This window comes from Streptomyces sp. NPDC005784, assembly GCF_042871525.1.
Lineage (GTDB): Bacteria > Actinomycetota > Actinomycetes > Streptomycetales > Streptomycetaceae > Streptomyces.
The window spans coordinates 23,845-41,261 of record NZ_JBIAIQ010000040.1; the positions used below are offsets into that span (position 1 = coordinate 23,845).

Below are 17,417 nucleotides of genomic sequence, written 5' to 3' on the forward strand. Positions count from 1 at the left end.
CTCAAACGATCGAGTCCCTATCGAACCCGGAACGGTTCAGTTCGTCCTGCATAGGGTGGAGCCGCGCATGACGTGGAACCTGACCAGTTCCGTGTTCGCGCACATCATTCAGCGACCGGGGGAACACTGTCGCTCACGGGGATGGGTTGTATTTGCCATGCCGTCATACGGCTCGGCACATGTATCGATGCGGTTGTTTCTGCGTGCTTCTGAGCACCTCTCAGAATCGGAATCACCGCTCCCCTTTTGTTCGGCCGTTCCTCGGGCTCGTACCCCCCAGTGAACGCAGAAAGGGATGCCTTCTTGCACCCCAGACCATGCAGGGCCCCGGCGTTTGCCCGGCTCGTCCGGTTTGATCATGTGATGCCGTAGAGGGTGAGGACGCGGGGGCGGTCGGTGTGAGCTCGGCGTCCGGCGGCGGTGTTGACGTATCCGGCGATTTTGAGTGCGCTGCGGATCAGGTCACGGACGGCAGCGAGTACAGCGGGCGCGTTGTGGGTTCTGACCTGGGACTTGTCTTCTCCGAAGACAACATCTCGGACCCAGTGGACGGTGTTTTCCACCGTCCAGTGCCCGCGAGCCCAAGACGCGATTTCGGCCGCGTTCGCTTCTTCGGCGGTCAGGTCGGTGATGGCGTAGACGGTCTCGCTGGACCACTTCTTCGCTCCGTAGTGGCGGCGACGGCGCTGGATCCGCAGGACCTGGGCCGCGTACGGAAAGAGCAGGCCCGCGACGGTGACGACCTGGACGATCCGTTGCTCGTGGCGGCCGTGCCCTCGCGTGTCGTCGCGGTGGATCACGGGGATGTCCTTCCAGGGCAGGGCATGGAGTTGGCGGGCCTGGCCGCGCTGGTTGTTCTTGATGGTCAGCAGGTAGTGGGCGCCGCGTTCGTGCAGGTAGGTGGCGTGGTCGCGTTGGGCGTGGAGGGCGTCGGCGGTGACGACGGTCCCCGCGAGATCTGTGTCGTCGATCTGGTCGAGCAGGGGTGCGAACTCGGGGATCTCGTTGGTCTTCGCGCCGATCTCGCGGGAGGCGAGCGTGACGCCGTCGCCGTGGCGGACCGCGGACAGCACGAAGACCCGGCTGCCGTCCGGACGCTTCGCGCCCCGCAGACACTTGCCGTCCACCGCGATCGCCCGGCGCCTGGACCGCACTGGCTCGGCGCGGGTGGCCGCCCGATGGGCCCGGCGCTGTTCGCGCTCGATTCCGCCGTCGGGCATCACGGGATCCGGACGAGGGGGCCGCGTGGACAGCAGGGGCCGGAGGTAGTCGTAGCCGGCCGCGCTGATCTCACCGGGATCCAGACGCCCCAGGACGCTGCGCAGGGTCTTCTCACTCGGGACTCGATAGCGGCCCAGCAACGGGTGGTAGGGCAGGCCGAAGGCGGCAAGCTCCTGCGGCGTCGCACGCCGGCACCACTCCGCCGCCGCGGTGATCGAGTCGTGGCCCGCCCCGGTCATCGCGCAGACCACCAGGGCCAGCAGCGAGGAGATCCGGTAACGCACCCCGCAAGCCCCTCGCGGGTCGGTGACCGACTCGAACTCGGCGACCAGACAACGGACTTGGACCTGTGCGGCAGCCTCACCGAGGGCCTCCAGGCGGGGTGCGTGAGGCGCGGGAACAGCGACAGGAGATGATGGAGGGACGAACACGGCACCTTCGTGGATCTTGAAGCGTAGAGAACTCCATGATCCACAGGTGCCGTGTTCACCTGCTTCCGGGGCCCGCTGCCGCGATCAACCACTCCAAGCCGGGGCGAGCCGGGCACACGCCGGGGCCCTGCCAGACCATGGTTCCGGCTGCCCGCAGCGCGAAGATCGCGAAAGCGCACCTCCGCCGTCACCTCAGCTGTCGCGCTGGCCGTTCTGGCCGCTCTCGCGGTGCAGCCCGGCTCGACCAGGCCGAGCAACGAGCCGGTAGCTGACTCCTATCCCTGGTACGACGACACCACCGCCGAGCAACTGCGCCAGGACCAGTGCCTGATGGCCGACGTCCTGCGCCTGGGCGGCCCGTCGATGGCCGCGACCGCGCAGGACGGCCTCAACCAGACACCGGACAAGCTCCACGTCCTGGCCGACCGCAAGAACTGGGAACGGACACCGCTCGCCGTCGCGTACAACAACGACCGCGACGCGGCGGGCAAGGAGATGGACGCCCTCTCCGCTCAGCGCGACGGGTGGAAGAAGCCTCTGGACGGTCTTTCAACCCCCGGCGGATTCACCGACACCGACTTCCACCAGCCGCCCGACGGCGACAAGAGCTTCTACTCCCAGACCGGTCTGTCCGCCTGGGTCGCCGACCGTTTCTGGAAGACCGACTCCGACTTCTACGACGACGCCACCCCGAAGGCCGACGACACGACTCTCAAGGCCGTCGACCAGGTGGGCAACCCCCTCTACGGGAAGGACCCCGATCCCACCGGGACGACGCAGGCGGAGTGGAATCGCGCGCTCGCCGAGCGCAGCGCCTTCCAGTGGATGCACGGGGGTCCCGCGACGAACGCCGGCGCGGACGACGCCCGGCTCTTCCTGTCCTCCGGCGGTTTTGCGCACAGCGCGCCGCAGCCGGGCACGCCGGAGTACCGCATCGCCGTCGAGGACGTGAAGTCCCGCTTCGCCGCGTGTGGTTGGCGGGATCCGATCGATCCGGACAGCGTGCTGGGCGACATCACCTCCGCGGCGGCCGGCGAGTGGCAGCAGGAGGTCACGTCGCAGGCCGCTCAGCGCAACCAGATCCTGGGCGCGAACAAGGACGCGGTCAATGCCCTTTCCAAGGGTGCGAAGGCTTTGAGCGACATGCTGGGCCAGTCCTGGACCGCGGACCACCTCACCCGGTGGCAGGACTACTGGATGCCGGGCGGCCTGGGTTGGGTGGGCGACAGCCCCACCGTCATCGAGGTGCACGCCGCGAAGGACAAGTGCCTCGACGTCCAGGGCGGCAAGAAGGACAACGGCACACCGGTCCAGGTCTACACCTGCAACGGCTCCGCGGCGCAGAAGTGGGTGCTCCTGGGCAGCGAGGACAAACTGCACCTGCAGAACGTCAACTCGCTCAAGTGCCTGGACGTGGCCGGGAACGACACGGCGAACGGGACGAAGATCCAGATCTCGTCGTGCAAGGACTCCACGTCGCAGACCTGGGCGTCCGAACTGCGCGGCGCCACCAGCCTGAAGAGTGTCGGTACGGGCAAGTGCCTGGACCTGCACACCTTCGACAACGGCAACGACGCCAAGCTCTATACCTGCAACGACAGCGCCGCGCAGCAGTTCGACATCAAGCCGTCCGGTCACAACGGCACCGAAAAGCTGGACTACCCGGACAAGGCGCAGTTCACCAAGGCGACGGCCGGGGTTGCCGCGGCGCAGGCCGGTGCGAAGAAGCAACTCGCCGTCCTGAAGGCCCAGCTGACCGCCACGCAGAAGGCCGCGACCACCTCGGACACAGCCGTCCAGGCCGCCTACGACATCGCCGACACCAACGGCGCCCCGCGTGGCCGTGGTCTCTTGGTCGGTCAGCAGAAGGACCAGGTCACCAAGGGTGCCGCAGCCGCTCTCGCGGCGCTTGAGAAGGCCGGTGAGACCGCCGAGGCGGCCACCCGCGCCTCCGCCGGTGACAGCGCGACCCTCGCGCAGCGGGCGCTGGCGCAGGCCGCCCAGTCGAAGGCGGAGTTCCGCAAGAAGGCCGCCGAGACGGCCGAGCTGCAGGCGAAGGCCGCGGCCGACGCCGCGAAGGCGCACCGGGATGCCGCCAAGAAGGACAAGGAGACCGCGCAGGCCAAGCTCACCGACGCGCTGAAGGCCGAGGGCGACGCCAAGGCGGCCGCCGCCGACGCGCACGCCAAGCGGCTGGCGGCGGAGGCCGAGGAGAAGACGGCCAAGGCGGAGAAGGAGAACGCCGCCGCCAGCCGCGCCGAGGCCGCCCAGCATCGCAAGAGCGCCGAGTCCGAGGCGACGAAGGCGAAGGACGCCAAGGACAAGGCCGAGACCGCGGAGAAGACCGCCGGGGACCGGCGCGACGACGCGGTCAAGGCCAAGGACCACGCCAAGTCCATGCGCGACGACGCCTGGAACGCCGAGCAGAAGGCCGACGCCGCCCGCGCCAAGGCCGACGCCAAGGACGCCTACGCCGACTCCCTGGACTCCGGTGACGCGGCGACCGCGGCCCGCACCGCCGCGAACGACGCCGACAAGGCGGCCGACGACGCCGAAACCGCTGCTGGCAAGGCGCGCTCCGAGGCCGACGCCGCCACCCAGGCGGCAGCCGACGCGGACGCCGCAGCCACCCGCGCCGAGGCCGCCGCCAAACGCGCCCGCTCCGACGCCGACGCCGCCCAGGCCGACAAGCTGAAGGCCGACGCCGCCGTCAAGACCTCCACCAGCGCGGTCGCCGACGCCATCAAGGCCTCCCAGGACGCCTCCGCCGAGGCCAGGGCCGCGGTCAAGCTCGCCGACGAAGCCGAACAGCACGCCAAGGACGCCAAGACCCAGGCGAACACCGCCAACACGGAAGCGGCCAAGGCACTCGCGGCGTCCGCCAAAGCCGCCGGCTACGCCCACGTCACCGCCCAGGCCGCAGTCGACGCCGGCGCAGCCGCCCAACGGGTCGCCGACCCGGCCAACGATGCCATCCAGCTCGGCTCCGCCTACGTCGACACCGACTCCGCCGCCGGCCTGGTGGTCCTGACCGGACAGGGCTCGAAGACGATCGCCGACCAGCAGCAGGCGGTCGCCGAGGCGCACGCCACGAACGCCGCCGCCGCGGCTCAGGCCGCCAAGAATCTCGCCGACCAGGCCAAGGGCGACTCCAAGGAGGCCTACCAGCACGCGGCCAACGCCGCCGGATACGCGGCGGACGCCCGCACGTATGCGAAGGACGCCCTCGGCTACGCCGCTGGCGCGGCCAAAGCGGCCTCCGCCGCCGCGTCCTCACTGGCCCGCACCATCGACTACGACACGCAGGCCACCACCGACGCAGACGCCGCCGACAAGGCGGCCGGCAACGCCGAGGACTACGCCAAGGACGCCCGCGACTCCGCCGACGCAGCCGAACTCGACGCCTCCGCCGCCCGCTCAGCCGCCGCCCAGGCCGAACAGGACGCCAAGGACGCCCGTGCGGCCGCCACCCGCGCCGACACGGCTGCCACCGAGGCCGAACAGGCGGCGAAGGACGCCGACAAATACGCCGAGGAAGCCCAGGAAGCGGCGGACAGGGCCGAGAAGGCGGAGAAGGCGAAGCAGATCAACGACGGAACCGTTCCCGACGAGAACGGCCATTCGATCGGGAACGTCTTCCACGTCATCGACCACATCGAGAAGATCGGCGATCCGGAGGTCGTCAAGAAGACCGGCGGCTGCGACCACTGGTGGGACCACCTCGCCTACAGGGGCAACTGCACGATCACCTCGAAGATCAAGTACAAGGCCGTTGTCGACCTGTACCTGTGCAGTGCCGAGGGCATCGACCCGCAGAAGCTCATGTGCCCGACCGAGGCCACGACGTATCTCGGCGAGATCACAACCGACGAACAGTCCCAGGAGGTCACGCACACCATCACGATCGCCGAGTGGCAGGACGGCGTCGATCCCATCGACATCCTCTTCGGCAGCTGGATCAAGTGCGCCCAGAAGTTCACCTCCGGTTTCGAGAGCGGCAGTTGGGGTGGATGCGCCTGGGCGTCTCTGGACGTCGCGAGCCTGTTCGTCGGCAAGCTCATCGCACCCATCGCGAAAGCAGTGCGCGCCGTGGACGCCGCGTTCGTCACCGGCATCGGCGTCCGGGACGCGTTCAAGGCGCTCAAGGCCATCGAGGGCATAGACACGGCGGCAGTCGCGGCGATCGAGAGGGAGGTCGATCTCTACGAGGAGATCGTTACCTCGTGCTCGCGCAACAGTTTCCCGGGCAGCACTCAGGTGCTGATGGCCGACGGGACGCGCAGACCGATCGCAGACGTCCGCGTCGGGGACCTGGTCCGCGCCACGGATCCGCAGTCCGGTCGGCTGTATACGCGGCCGGTGACCGACACCATGCGGCACGACACCCGACGACTGGTCGACATCACGTTGGCCGGTGGGGTGATCTCCAGTACGAGAGGCCACCGCTTCTTCGCCAAGGCCCGCGGCTGGACGCCGGTCTCCGCCTTGCGGGTGGGTGACAGCCTGCGTACGCCAGACGGTACGTTCCGCATCGTGACGGCCCTGAAGGACCGGTCTGACCTGCCTCCTCGCGAGGTCTACGACCTGACGGTCGACGGTGTTCACACCTTCTACGTCAGCACTGGAGGTGCCCACCCTCAGAGCGTCCTCGTCCACAACTGTGTGAACATCATCGCCGACGAGGACATCGAGGGCGCTCACACCATCGGCGACCACGTGAACAAGTCGGACGCCGACATGGCGGCGAAGGCGCTGGGGAACAGGCGGGGCATAGCGACTCGGTGGGCCAGCAAGGAGGTTGCCGCCGAAGCGGTCGACAAGGCCATCACGCAGTGGCTGGACCACCACCCGGACCATCTGACCGATCTGATCAGCTGGGAGAACAAGAACGCTCGGAAACTCGGAAGGGGCGGCCGCTTCGACCCGCGGACGGACCTGAAGTCCATCCGATGGCAGGTGCGGGACATGTCCGGGATCAAGCTAGGTGACAAATGGGTTCGTAACGGCACCGAAGCAGTGAAGAGCGCCGTCGACACCGATTGGGTCGTCGTGCAACTGAAGTACATCGGCAAGAAGAACGCACAGCACCCGCACGGCAAGTGGGTCGTCTACACCTCCTATCTGGAAGGGTGATCTTGACTGACGGCAAGGAGTCCGAGAGCGGCTGCCTGGAGGACGTCTACGTGACGGACATCGGGCTGACCTGGATCGCTTCACGGTGGAGGGTGGTGGACATGTTCGACCGGGAGCCGGACCGCCGCCCCGGCCCCGAGGACGGACCTCTCGCGGAGTGGCTTGGCTTCGCGGCATTGGCGGTCGACGAGTTCGACCGTTCCAAGGCCGCACAACTGGGCCAGGACGTGCAGCGACTGCTGCGCTCGCCCCTCCCGGACGAGACGATCCGTACGGTGTGGCTCGCCGCCACTCACGGCATCCTCGACCCGAACGAGCACGGGATGACGGTCCGTACCTGGCTGCGTCGGATCGAGGAGGCCTGGCTGGCCCGCGTGCGCCAAGACGATCCGGCGTTCGTACCTTTGCCGCCACGGCCGGTGGTCGACGAGGAACTGCGGCAGGCTGTGATCCAGATGATCCACACGGTCGCGGAGCCGTTGCGCCTCGCCTCGGAGCAGCCCCCATACGGGGTTCCGGCGACCGGCCTGGTCCCCGCGCTGGAGCGGGTGGTCACCGAGGCGTGCGCTGACCTCGGCTACCGGCTCCTCCTCCGCGCGGTGAAGACCTACTCCGTGCCGGTGCCGGCCGACGGGGAGACGTACGGCAGGTTCGTCGCTCTCGGTGAGCGGTTCGGCTACCCGTACTGGGTCGTGCGCGAAGGACTCAACGACCGCCGGATCGACTGACGCCGAGGTGTGGGACGTCGTGGCCATCGACGAGAACCATTGCGAAGCCTTCACCGCCCTTGGTGAGCGCTTCGGCTACCCGGAGTTCCTCGTGGACGACAACCTCAACGTCGCACAGGGCCGACCTGGCCTGACAGCACACGGGCCCCGCCGAGCCAAATGGTCACGGCTCGGCAGGGCCCGTCTCGTGAATCGGCTCCATGCCGACCCCGAAGGGGGCAGCCGAGGCAATCAGGCTTCTACGTGCAGACGTACTACCCGACGTGAGGAGGTGAGCCACATGCCACGCTTCACCCCGTTCGACTTCGGTGTGTCGTGGGTGATGGGCTTGTTCCATCAGGACTGGACCCACGAGGGGAACACGGCTGCCGACGTCGTCGCCAAGTACCTCGCGGCATCGGTCGACGAGGAGGCCCAGGCAGTACGCCGTGATGCGCGGATTCTCGGCAACCTCCCTTCGCCGACGCTGGAGGTGCTGTGGGACGCCGGAGCGCAGTACATGCCGAGCTTCGAGCGCCTGGGGGGGAGGAGCCGCGTGGACGCGGACGGTCGTCGCCCTGTGTGACGCGCGACTGTCGGCGGACGCGGATGCGCACCCGCTCGCGGGGGCGGACGTCGAGGACGGCATGGGCTGCTTCGACGCGGTCGTCGCGGAGATCGAGGCCACGCAATTCCTGGAGGCCGAGGTACGTGCGGCGCTCGCCGAGTGCGCGATCCACTGCACCCCGGAGCTGGCGTTCCGAGTGCTGCTGAGAGCGATGAGATGCGCCCCTGATTACCACGCTGTCCCTCGAGCAGTACACGAGGCTGGAAGCCATCGGAGCGGCTCTCCAGTACGGCGAATTCCTCGTGGACTTCGTCAGGTACATGGTCGAACAGCCATAGCGACAGGGGCGGCGTTCCTCTCCGGGAGCACGTCGGAGGGGAACGCCGTCCCGGGACGTACTCGTCCACGACTGCCTGAACCTGGTGCAGGACGAGGGCATCGGGGAGGCCGCGGGAAACGGGGTGCGAGTGGTCCTGAAGAGGCTTCCCGACAAGAAGGGGCATGACGGCTTCATCGTGTTCGATTCGTATCCGTTGCCCAAGTAGGGAAGCCCGACGGGCGCCCGGACACACGGCGTGAACGGCTGACATCCACCTCGGGTGGGTCCGTCCTTGCGAGGACGGACCCACCCGTCGACGTCTTCGACGACAAGGAAACGCACCATGGCGAGACAGCGTGAGCAGTACGGCACTCTTTACGAAGGCGACTTCGGCCTCAGCGCACTCGCCGAAAAGCTGTCCGAGACGACCGGATCCCCCGACGAGGCCCAGGTACTGCACCTCGCGTCGGAAGTCGCCGCTACCACCGAGGGCGAGGGCGCGGTCGAGCTGGGCGTCGACGTGCGCTGTCTCCTGGACTCCGCGTTGCCGGACGACATCATCCGCACAGCGGGGCTCGCTGCCGCCCACGGGCGGTTTGATCCGGCGGCGTGCGAGTCGGGCGTCCGAGGCTGGCTGGGCCGTCTCGCCGGGCGCTGGCCGCAGATCGAGCGCAGGCGCGCACCCGGACACGGCGATGCTCGGCCGAAGATCAGGGAGGAGGAAATACGTACGGCAGTCGTCGCGGAGATCCGCGCATCGGCAATCCTGATCGGCTCGAGCGCTGCCGGCAGCGACCAGGCCACACTGCCGTCCAGCGCAGTCGCTGAGTCGCTGGAGGCTGTCGCCCGACAAGGCGACGGCGACCTCGGACTCCGGCTGTTTCTGCGCGTGTTGAAGGCCTACGACGTACCGGTCGGCAAGGAGCAGTACGACCGTCTCATGGCTTTGGACACCGTCCTCGGCTTTCCCGGGCCGCTGGTGTACGACGGCCTGAACGTGCTCTGGCCCCCCATCGACGCGGAACGCCGCGACTCCTCGGGCGACTTCGGGCTCTCCGCGCTCACCTCGTGGTTCGAAGGAGACTGGCAGGAGCACACCGCACACGAACGTGTCCGGCAGGCCGCAGCCGCCGACGACAGTGCACAGACCCCGGGCTCGGCAGCGGCACTACTGCTCACGGACGCACGCCGCCTGCGCGACTCCGCTCTGCGCACCGAGACGATCAAGGTGCTGTGGCTGTCCGCCACGGGCCGCGGCTACAACATCGACCACCTCGGTATCGACGCGCGGGACTGGCTCCGGATGATCGAAGGCATCTGCGAAGAGCGCCTGAGGGAGATCGCCCCCCAGTACCGCCATGCCGAACCGCTTGACCGGAACGGCCTGCGGAGCGCCGTGCTACAAGCCGTCCGGGAGGCTGCACCGCTCCTGAAGGACGCGGTCATCAGCCCGCACTGGGAACCGATTCCCGGCGCGAACGCGCTGGCCGCCGTCGAGGAGGTCGCAACCGACACGGATGCCGACCTCGGATTCAGGCTATTGCTGCGGCTGCTCGACGAGGTGTCCCCGTCTCTCACCCCGAAGCAGTACAGCCACTACCAGGCACTGGGCAGGCGGTTCGGCTACGGCAAGGACCACGTCACCGAGAAGCTGGAACACCTCGTTCAGCAAGGCTGATGAATCCGCGCCGACGACAAAGTGCGACCGCGGGCAGGTTGGCGGTTCCGGTGGAGATGACGGTCAGCTCTGCGGGCTCGACTGAGTCCGAAGCGTCGAGCAGTGCCCATCCGTGCCGCGTGACCTGGGCAGACATTGATCAGGTCAGCTCTTGAGCGATGGCCTCCCAGAAGCAGGTCCGGGTCACCTGAGCTCGACGGCGTAAGAGTCGCCGCTGAATTCCCAGCCGTCCGTGCCCTCGCCGATGTCGGCGACGATGACGTCGTCGGTGAAGCGGTCCTCGAAGTCGTCGTCACGCAGGTCTCCTGCCAGCCACAGCGCCTCGATGTCGCCCCAGTCACCGCGGCGGCCGTCAATGCGCAAGGGGGCGGCGCGGCGGGTGCCGCGTTCGCGTTCGTCGTTGCCGGTCTTGACCAGGCCGCTGATCTCGAACTGACCGTTCTTCACCTGGTCGGGGATGGGTTCGGCGGGGACGATGGCGACGTTCTCGTAGGCGGTGTGGATGAGGTCGCGGTAGCTGCGGCGGATGTTGTATTCGGGATCGGACAGCCACTTGATCAGAGTGTCGGCCCGGACGGCGAGGCCGGCGTTCTCCAGGGCCTCGTAGCCGCGCCGGGTTCCGGTGAGCTGGCTGAGCTGGGCGTGCCAGTGTTGGGCGCTGTAGGTGGACAGGCGGTGGCGGGGGGTGACTTGGGCGCGCAGGAGGTCGCCCAGTGCGGCGCCGAGGGAGGTGCCGCGGCCTGTGGGGCCTGCCATCAGTCGTCACCTTCGGGGATGAAGTCGCCGCGTTGGATGATTTTGGCTTTGACTTCGCCGAAGCCGGTGCCGATGCGGTAGGTGGCGGGCGGGGTGGTGGTGGGGGTCCAGAAGACGGCGGCGTCGACGTTGCGCAGGGCGATGAGGGTGTGGCCTTCCTGGACGGCTTTGAAGGCGACGGTCCAGTGGCGTACGGAGGCTTCGGCGACCATGCTCATGCGCCAGTCCGGCCGCCAGAACGGGGACCGCTGTTCTTGACGTTTGGGCCACAGCAGGCGCAGGGCGATGGACAGGCGGGTCTTGTAGTTCTTGTACGGTTCCCCACCGTCCTGGATCAGTTGGCTGCGGGCTTCGCGGGCGGCTGCATAGAAGGGCTTGAACAGCGACTCGTTGGCCTTGCCGGTCCAGGAGTCGTGGATGGTCACGGGGGCGGCGAGGTGGCCGTCGCGGTCAAGGCGTTCGAGCTGCTTGATGTGCGGGGTGGTTACCCAGATCCGGCCCTGGTCATCGGGGCGGTCCACAAGCCGCCCCAGCGGGTGCGGCATACCGGGGAAGGCCCATTCCGGGATGCTGATCTGGTAGATGCCGGCCTGGCTCTTGTCGAAGGCGTCGAGGGGGCCGGTGTGCAGGAGTTTGTTCGGGGCGAGCGGGACGGCTGAGCAGGCGGAAGGGTAGCTGCCGTTGCGGTCGATCAGGCACATCACGCCGTCGCCGAACGTGTCGGGCACATCGAGCCGGTCGCGGCGGACGCGCTTGCCGTTGTCCCGGATGTGCGCGATCCGGCTGCTGGTGACGTCGGGGTGGACCCAGCTGGGCTCGCCCGCCATGTCCTCACTGATCAACGGCCAGGGTCCGTCTTCGCGTTCCTCGGAGCGGATGACCGGGATGGGGTGCATCTTCGAACGCGCCACGGCGTCCTTGAGGATCCTCAGAGCGGGGAAGACCGTTCCTTGCGGCTCGTCCTCCTCGTCACCGGGGACCAGGCCGTCATCGTCGTCTCGCCGGATGTCGTCGGCGGCATCGTCCGAGGCGGTGGCGCTGCCTGCGCCGACCGGGATGGCGGGAGTGTCCGGCTGGCCGGTGCTGGGGGGGAGGGCAGGTTCGTTGTAGGCGTGCAGTGCGGCGGCGAGACGACGGCCTTCGACGCTGTCGGGCAGGTGCAGTCCGGCGGTGGCCATGGTCTGCAGGGGGGTGCGGAGTTCGTCGAGGTTCTTCACCTGGCCGCCAGCGAGCGCCGTGCGTAGCGCCGCGAGCAGACGGGTCGCTTCCGCGGGCAGTCCCTTGACGGCCCCGGAGGTGAAGGGCAGGGCGGCATCGGCCAGTTCACGGTCGGCGGCAGTGCCCACCAGGTCCGGGACGGCGTCGGCGGCCGCGGGTGTTTGGGTGGCGGGAGCGGCGGGGGTGGTGTCGAGGAAGCGTGCGTGGGCGAGGTCGGGGCGCAGGCTCGTGGTGCCGATGATGCCCAGGTCGCGTTCGGCGACGGTCACGGTCGTGATGGGTTGGCCGGGGGTCGTGGTGAGGGTGAGGATGACGTCGGCGTCCAGCAGGTTCACGATGGCCGGGTCGTCGGTGTCCAGGACCGCGAGGACCGGTACGTGCTGGGTGCGGGCCAGTTCGCGCAGGATCTGGCTGGCTTGCGGGAGGTGTTCGCCGGACAGGGGCAGGTGCGGGTTGCGGGCCCGCTGCAGCCGGTCGACGACCACGAGCGCCAGGTTGTCGGTGAGCGGGGCCGTGTCGGCGATGGCTTCGGCGGTCAGGTCGCTGCCGTCGTCGATGAGCAGGGGGGCGTGGCGGAGCCGTTCGACGACGTTCTGTTCGTGGGGGGTGAGGACGCCGGTCTTGAGGCGGGCGTAGTCGCCGTCGGCTTCTGCGGCGATGATGCGGCGGGTGATGTCGGCGCTGTTGGGGCCTGATGCCGCGTACAGGACGCGGCCGTTGCGGGTGAGGGCGGTGTGCCGGGCCGCTGCGAGACCGATCAGGCTGCCGCCCACTTGGGGCTCGGCCGCGACCAGGACCAGGCGGCCCGGCTGCAGGCCGCCGGTTGCTTCGTCCAGGCCTGCCAGGCCGAAGGAGAGGCCGGGGGCGGGTCCGCAGGAGAGGACCTCGCCGATGGCGTCGCCGAGCGTGGCGAGCCGGCGTGCGGGCTCACGGCTGGGAGTGGGCTGGCTGTCCACCGCACCTCCTACGAGTGCCACGTCCTGCGCGGCCGAGTCGGATGGAGAGCCGCCGATCGGCCCGTCGACAGGCAGCAAGACTGCGACCGGGGTTTTGTAGCGCTTCAGTACCTGAGGCTGTCCCTGCGCAGCCAGCGTTACGAGATCGCCGAGGTCTTTCTGTGCCGAACCAAGAGGATGTGCGGGCAGCCCGTTGCCGTCCGGGTGCCGAGCCGCAGGAAACCGGTCGAGAGGAGCCAGCAGGGCACGCACGCCGCGATTGTCGATCACTGTCGACCGGCCGCCTGAACCCTCGGCCAACTTCACGAGGGCGTGCAACTCCTCACGGGCTTCGGTCACATTCCTGACAGCCCGAGCAGGCTCGCTTCCAAATGTCTGTGTCATGGCCTCAGCCTCCCCACTCGCCACCACCATAACAGCAAGTCACCACTAATTGAAGAAAGTTAATAACTATTGACGCCCTAAGCAATACTTCCTTAGAGGTAGGAGGTGTGGCCCCTTGAGGTGCGAAGAGAACAGACTGCACCGCCAGCAGAGGCTCCGCTGCGGCACGCCATTGGACGGCCAGGCAGCAAGCCTCCACTTCCGCGCTGGTCGCGCGCAGTTGTCTTGATGGCCTGCGCCCCAGCCGCGAAAGTGCGACTCCGTAATGTCGCTCCAGCGATGCCGGGTCGCAGTACACGTCGTTCGCGCTCGCCGAACACCTCGACCGGGCGGGCATCGCCGCGTCGATCGGATCGGTCGGCGACGCCTACGACAACTCCCTGATGGAGTCCACGATCGGACTCTTCAAAACCGAGCTGACCAAGCCCCGCCGCCCCTGGAAGACGCTCTCCGAGGTCGAGCTGGCCACCGCCGAGTGGGTCGACCGGTACTGCCACCGCCGACTCCACGGTGAGATCGGGCACATCCCACCCGCCGAATACGAAACCAACTACTACAACAAGACCGCAAAACACCAGGTCACAGTCAAGATCTAGAGTCTCGATCAAACCCGGAACGGTTCAACCACCTGCGCGCGGTTGAAAGACCGGTAGTCAAGCTGGTGAGGCGCGCCCTCCCTCACGACCAGCACACCCCGGTCCCGAAGGAGCCGGCAATCGGGTAGCCCCGGCGCCCGGCGGTATCGAATCTGCTGGGTACGTAGCCGTGTACCGGGCTGGCTGGGTCCTTTCACGCGACCGCCGACAGCACGCGGCGAAACACGCCGTCGCCTCCTCTCGAACGTGCGCCCGCAGGCGATGCCGCCCAACCGCGGTCGGGGCGTCGCCTGGTGCAGGCTCATAGAGTCACTGTCACGCAGGAGGTAGCGGGAGGCGGGATTGTGCCGGGGAGAGCCCGGAGTGACGGGATCTATTCAGGAAGTTGACGTGGCTCGGGCTCGGGCTCGAGCGGGGCCTGGGCTGACGCGTTCTGCTCGGTTGTCCCCGTCAGCTCTCGCCAGGCCTTGGCCAGCGGTATGCAGGTCCAGATCAGGCGGGTGAGGGACCGCAGCAGATGTTCCACGGCAGTGAGGATGGCCAGCACGCCGGCCGTGGCGATGACGACAGTTTGGGTCATGCCGTTGTCGTAGGGGCTGACAAGGCTGTTGCATCACGCCCTGGTGGCGGTTCACACGTTCAGGGATTCCTATCGGGATCGCGTTATCTGTAGAGCATTCCTCTCCCTACAACGCTCTCAGAACGTGACCGCATCGGTTCGCAGGGAGAGGTATGCCCGACGACCAGTTCGACGGGGCTCCGCCGCTAGGAGCCCAGCAACTGCCAGCCGCGCGCGTCGGCACCGACGCCCAAGAGCCCCCGCTTTTCAGAGTGCGGATCGAGGAGGACTCCGCTGCTCTTGTTCAACTCGCAGACGCGACCGCTGCCGAGACCAGCCAGAGAGCGGCCGACGATGCGGCCCTCTTCCAAGCCCTGGAAGCGGCACAGTTCGATGGCCCGGTTTGGAGTCTTTTTGCTCGGGCGTTGACCGAGTATGCCTACCCGATCGTGACCAACTGGCTTTACACAGGGGAGATCTTCTCCTTGTGCGCGGATCGGGGGCGGCCTATTCGGGCTTCCCGGACGCTGCAGGACGGGGAGACTTTGCGCACCGACCCAGACGAACGGGAGGAACTCCTCTGCGAGGTCATCGCGCGGGCGTTGCACGTCTACCGACGCAACGCACTCGCCGGCAAGGGCTGGCGCCCAGACGGTGGCGCGGCGCTGAAGACATACTTCGTCGGTGGCGTCCTGCGGGAGTTCGCCGGGGTCTATGACCGCTGGGCTTTTGAGCGCGCCCGGCGCCCACCGTGTGACCCGGACGGCATCGAAGCGTTGCACAATGTCGCAGGCCATCCCGGTGAGGAACCCGAGAACAAGGCCATCGGCCATGACGCTGTGCGGCGGGTGCTTGCCGAAGTGAAGGATGAGACCACGCGGACCGCCCTCTTCCTCAAGTGGCGGGGATACACGACCAAAGAAATCGGCGAGCATCTCGACCTTTCGGCGGCGGCCGTCGCCATGCGTATGTCTCGGCTGAGAAAGAGCCCACCGCAGCAGGGCGGTTCGGAAGATCGACTCACCCCCTCGACGGCGCAGGATGGCAGGGAGGACACGTGAAGCGGGAAGAAGGCTCCGCAGAGGTTCTCGCACAGGCCATCGCGAGGATTCAGGAGGCAGAACTGCATGCCCCCGAAGCGTTGCGCGAGAGTTTTCGTGCGTGTCTGGAACACCTCACGGAACTGCAGGAGCGCGTGGACCAAGAGCTCGGGGATACGAGTGGGCGACCGGACGGCTTGAGCGGACCGGACTTCGCGACCCTGCTGGAGCGGTCCTCGCTCGGCGCGCCCGGAGCGGCGGCGCTTCGCGCGCGCACCGGCGCCGAAATCCGGGAACGCGTCGAGAAGCGGCTGGCCGAACTGGAGGGGTGCGCCACCACCGGCACGCAACCTCATAGCGACGGTGCCATTGAACCTGTGCGCGGGACCCTGGGCCGGCTGCACTCTCTGTTGCGCGGCTACCTAGAGCATCGGCGCCGGCAGAACGAGGCGCAGCCGAAGGCCAAGGGCAGTTCCCAAGCGTTCCAGGTAGTTTGCAACGTCCGCATGCGGCTGGTGGTCTCCAGCAGTTCCTCCATGCCCGTGCCGACAACGCTGCGCTACCGGTCGTCGGATCCCTACGCCATCGAGGCGTGGTTTCGAGCGAGCCCGAACGAGCTCGTGCGCTGGGTCTTCTCTCGTGAGATTCTCACCGCTGGCCTGCGCACCTCTGCTGGTGTCATGGATGTGAAGATGCGGCCTGCCGTCTCGGTGGGAATGGAAGTTGTCTTCATCACCCTGCAGTCCCCTGAGGGAACAGCGTTGTTGGAGGCCCCCCGGGCAGCTCTGCAAAAGTTCCTCCGCCAAACGTTCGACCTGGTAGCGCCTGGAGACGAGGGGCAACACGTCGATGTTGACGAGCTGTTCAAACTCACCACACGTGACGCGCAGGACACGGTCGGCAGAACCGACGACGTCGCCGCGCTGGTGAGCGAGGAGAAGGATCACGAGGACGACCTCGATCAGCAAGCCGAGAGTGCCCAACTCCTCGATGAACAGGAAGGGCACGACAGTTAGTGATCCCTCCAGCACCGACTACGGGCCCGAGGCGTGTCCTGCTCCTCGAGCCCAGGTCGTCAAGGTAGGCCAGTGCCGTACACGATCACACTCGGCATCGGCCGTGCCGGAATCGGGTGTCGTCGGGGCATCCATCTGGGCGAAATCGCCCGGTGCTGCGGCGCTGCGGAGCACGCGGATCCGGGAGCTGCGGGGAGCATGACTCCGATGCGTCGGTCAGCCGTCCGGGGCACTGCGATGCTGTGGAGCTGTGATGAGGCGCACCCGCCTGGCTGTTGTTGCCTGGACCGCTGCCGCTGTGGTGCTCGGCGTCGGCGCCAGTGGCTGCTCCAGCAGTAGTGGTTCGTCGTCCTCGTCGGCGACGCCGTCGAACGGGGCCACGAGCAGTGCGTCCGGCTACGCTCAAAGCGCGTCCGCAGCAGCAAGCAGCGCCTCGGCCGGTGCTCAGGCCGCGGTCATGACCGCCACGGCAGGCAAGCTCGGCACGATCCTGGCCGACGCGAAGGGCAACACCCTCTACCTGTTCGAGGCGGACAAGTCGACGCAGTCGACCTGCACCGGCTCGTGCGCCGCGGCCTGGCCACCGCTGCTGACGTCCGGCAGCCCGACGGCGAGCGGCTCGGCCAAGTCCGCACTGCTGGGCACCACGAAGCGGTCCGACGGCAAGATGCAGGTCACCTATAACGGGCATCCGCTGTACGGGTACGCCGGAGACTCCAAGCCGGGTGACACCAACGGCCAGGGCCTCAACCAGTTCGGCGCCGCCTGGTACGTGCTCAACACCAGCGGCCAAAAAGTGGACTTGAGCTGACCGCCGCCCCGTCCGTCGCCGAGC

11 protein-coding genes and 1 pseudogene are annotated in these 17,417 nt (G+C 67.8%); 8 read left to right on the top strand and 4 right to left on the bottom strand.

From position 1 onward, the window contains the following. Positions 1–356: 356 nt before the first annotated feature. Positions 357–1,652 carry an ISAs1 family transposase gene (locus ACFYR3_RS37810; protein WP_389286531.1) on the bottom strand — a complete coding sequence of 432 codons (1,296 nt, stop codon included), beginning with the start codon at positions 1,650–1,652 and terminating at the stop codon, positions 357–359. A gap of 228 nt (positions 1,653–1,880) precedes the next feature. Here ACFYR3_RS37810 and ACFYR3_RS37815 point away from each other — a divergent pair, with 228 nt between their 5' ends. From ACFYR3_RS37815 to ACFYR3_RS37830, 4 genes are all read left to right on the top strand, one after another. Then, positions 1,881–6,785, top strand: a complete 4,905-nt coding sequence (locus ACFYR3_RS37815; RefSeq protein WP_389286533.1) for an RICIN domain-containing protein — start codon at positions 1,881–1,883, stop codon at positions 6,783–6,785. A gap of 2 nt (positions 6,786–6,787) precedes the next feature. Next, complete coding sequence (locus tag ACFYR3_RS37820; RefSeq protein WP_389286535.1) at positions 6,788–7,513, top strand: hypothetical protein; 726 nt, start codon at positions 6,788–6,790, stop codon at positions 7,511–7,513. A gap of 19 nt (positions 7,514–7,532) precedes the next feature. Beyond that, positions 7,533–8,078: a hypothetical protein gene (locus ACFYR3_RS37825; RefSeq protein WP_389286537.1), complete on the top strand. Its 546-nt coding sequence runs from the start codon at positions 7,533–7,535 to the stop codon at positions 8,076–8,078. A gap of 644 nt (positions 8,079–8,722) precedes the next feature. Then, complete coding sequence (locus tag ACFYR3_RS37830) at positions 8,723–10,057, top strand: hypothetical protein (RefSeq protein WP_389286539.1); 1,335 nt, start codon at positions 8,723–8,725, stop codon at positions 10,055–10,057. A 183-nt stretch (positions 10,058–10,240) separates the two neighbouring features. Here the strand turns inward: ACFYR3_RS37830 and ACFYR3_RS37835 are convergent, their stop codons facing one another. Continuing rightward, positions 10,241–10,813, bottom strand: coding sequence for a hypothetical protein (locus ACFYR3_RS37835; protein WP_389286541.1), 573 nt, complete (start codon positions 10,811–10,813; stop codon positions 10,241–10,243). Next, on the bottom strand, positions 10,813–12,987 hold the full coding sequence (locus ACFYR3_RS37840; RefSeq protein ID WP_389286543.1) for a DnaB-like helicase C-terminal domain-containing protein: 2,175 nt from the start codon (positions 12,985–12,987) through the stop codon (positions 10,813–10,815). The genes ACFYR3_RS37835 and ACFYR3_RS37840 overlap by 1 nt, the downstream gene beginning before the upstream one ends. 659 nt (positions 12,988–13,646) lie before the next feature. Between ACFYR3_RS37840 and ACFYR3_RS37845 the strand changes: the two are divergent. Continuing rightward, a pseudogene (locus tag ACFYR3_RS37845) lies at positions 13,647–13,967 on the top strand (integrase core domain-containing protein); the annotation flags it as partial. 373 nt (positions 13,968–14,340) lie between these two features. Here the strand turns inward: ACFYR3_RS37845 and ACFYR3_RS37850 are convergent. Continuing rightward, on the bottom strand, positions 14,341–14,547 hold the full coding sequence (locus ACFYR3_RS37850; RefSeq protein WP_389286545.1) for a hypothetical protein: 207 nt from the start codon (positions 14,545–14,547) through the stop codon (positions 14,341–14,343). Between the two features lie 152 nt (positions 14,548–14,699). On the opposite strand from ACFYR3_RS37850, the gene ACFYR3_RS37855 reads away from it, so the two are divergent. The 3 genes from ACFYR3_RS37855 (at position 14,700) to ACFYR3_RS37865 (ending at position 17,393) form a co-directional block, all read left to right on the top strand. Next, complete coding sequence (locus tag ACFYR3_RS37855; protein WP_389286546.1) at positions 14,700–15,587, top strand: hypothetical protein; 888 nt, start codon at positions 14,700–14,702, stop codon at positions 15,585–15,587. Continuing rightward, positions 15,584–16,582: an SsgA family sporulation/cell division regulator gene (locus ACFYR3_RS37860; RefSeq protein ID WP_389286548.1), complete on the top strand. Its 999-nt coding sequence runs from the start codon at positions 15,584–15,586 to the stop codon at positions 16,580–16,582. The genes ACFYR3_RS37855 and ACFYR3_RS37860 overlap by 4 nt, the downstream gene beginning before the upstream one ends. Before the next feature lie 457 nt (positions 16,583–17,039). Beyond that, the gene (locus ACFYR3_RS37865; RefSeq protein ID WP_356056080.1) at positions 17,040–17,393 is read left to right on the top strand and encodes a hypothetical protein; all 354 of its coding nucleotides are present in this window, start codon (positions 17,040–17,042) and stop codon (positions 17,391–17,393) included. Positions 17,394–17,417: the final 24 nt, after the last annotated feature.

Excerpts from the sequence above, each read along its gene's own strand:
- ACFYR3_RS37830 (WP_389286539.1), top strand. The coding sequence starts at position 8,723 with ATGGCGAGACAGCGTGAGCAGTACGGCACTCTTTACGAAGGCGACTTC.
- ACFYR3_RS37855 (WP_389286546.1), top strand. The coding sequence starts at position 14,700 with ATGCCCGACGACCAGTTCGACGGGGCTCCGCCGCTAGGAGCCCAGCAA.
- ACFYR3_RS37865 (WP_356056080.1), top strand. The coding sequence starts at position 17,040 with ATGACCGCCACGGCAGGCAAGCTCGGCACGATCCTGGCCGACGCGAAG.
- ACFYR3_RS37835 (WP_389286541.1), bottom strand. The coding sequence starts at position 10,813 with ATGGCAGGCCCCACAGGCCGCGGCACCTCCCTCGGCGCCGCACTGGGC.
- ACFYR3_RS37850 (WP_389286545.1), bottom strand. The coding sequence starts at position 14,547 with ATGACCCAAACTGTCGTCATCGCCACGGCCGGCGTGCTGGCCATCCTC.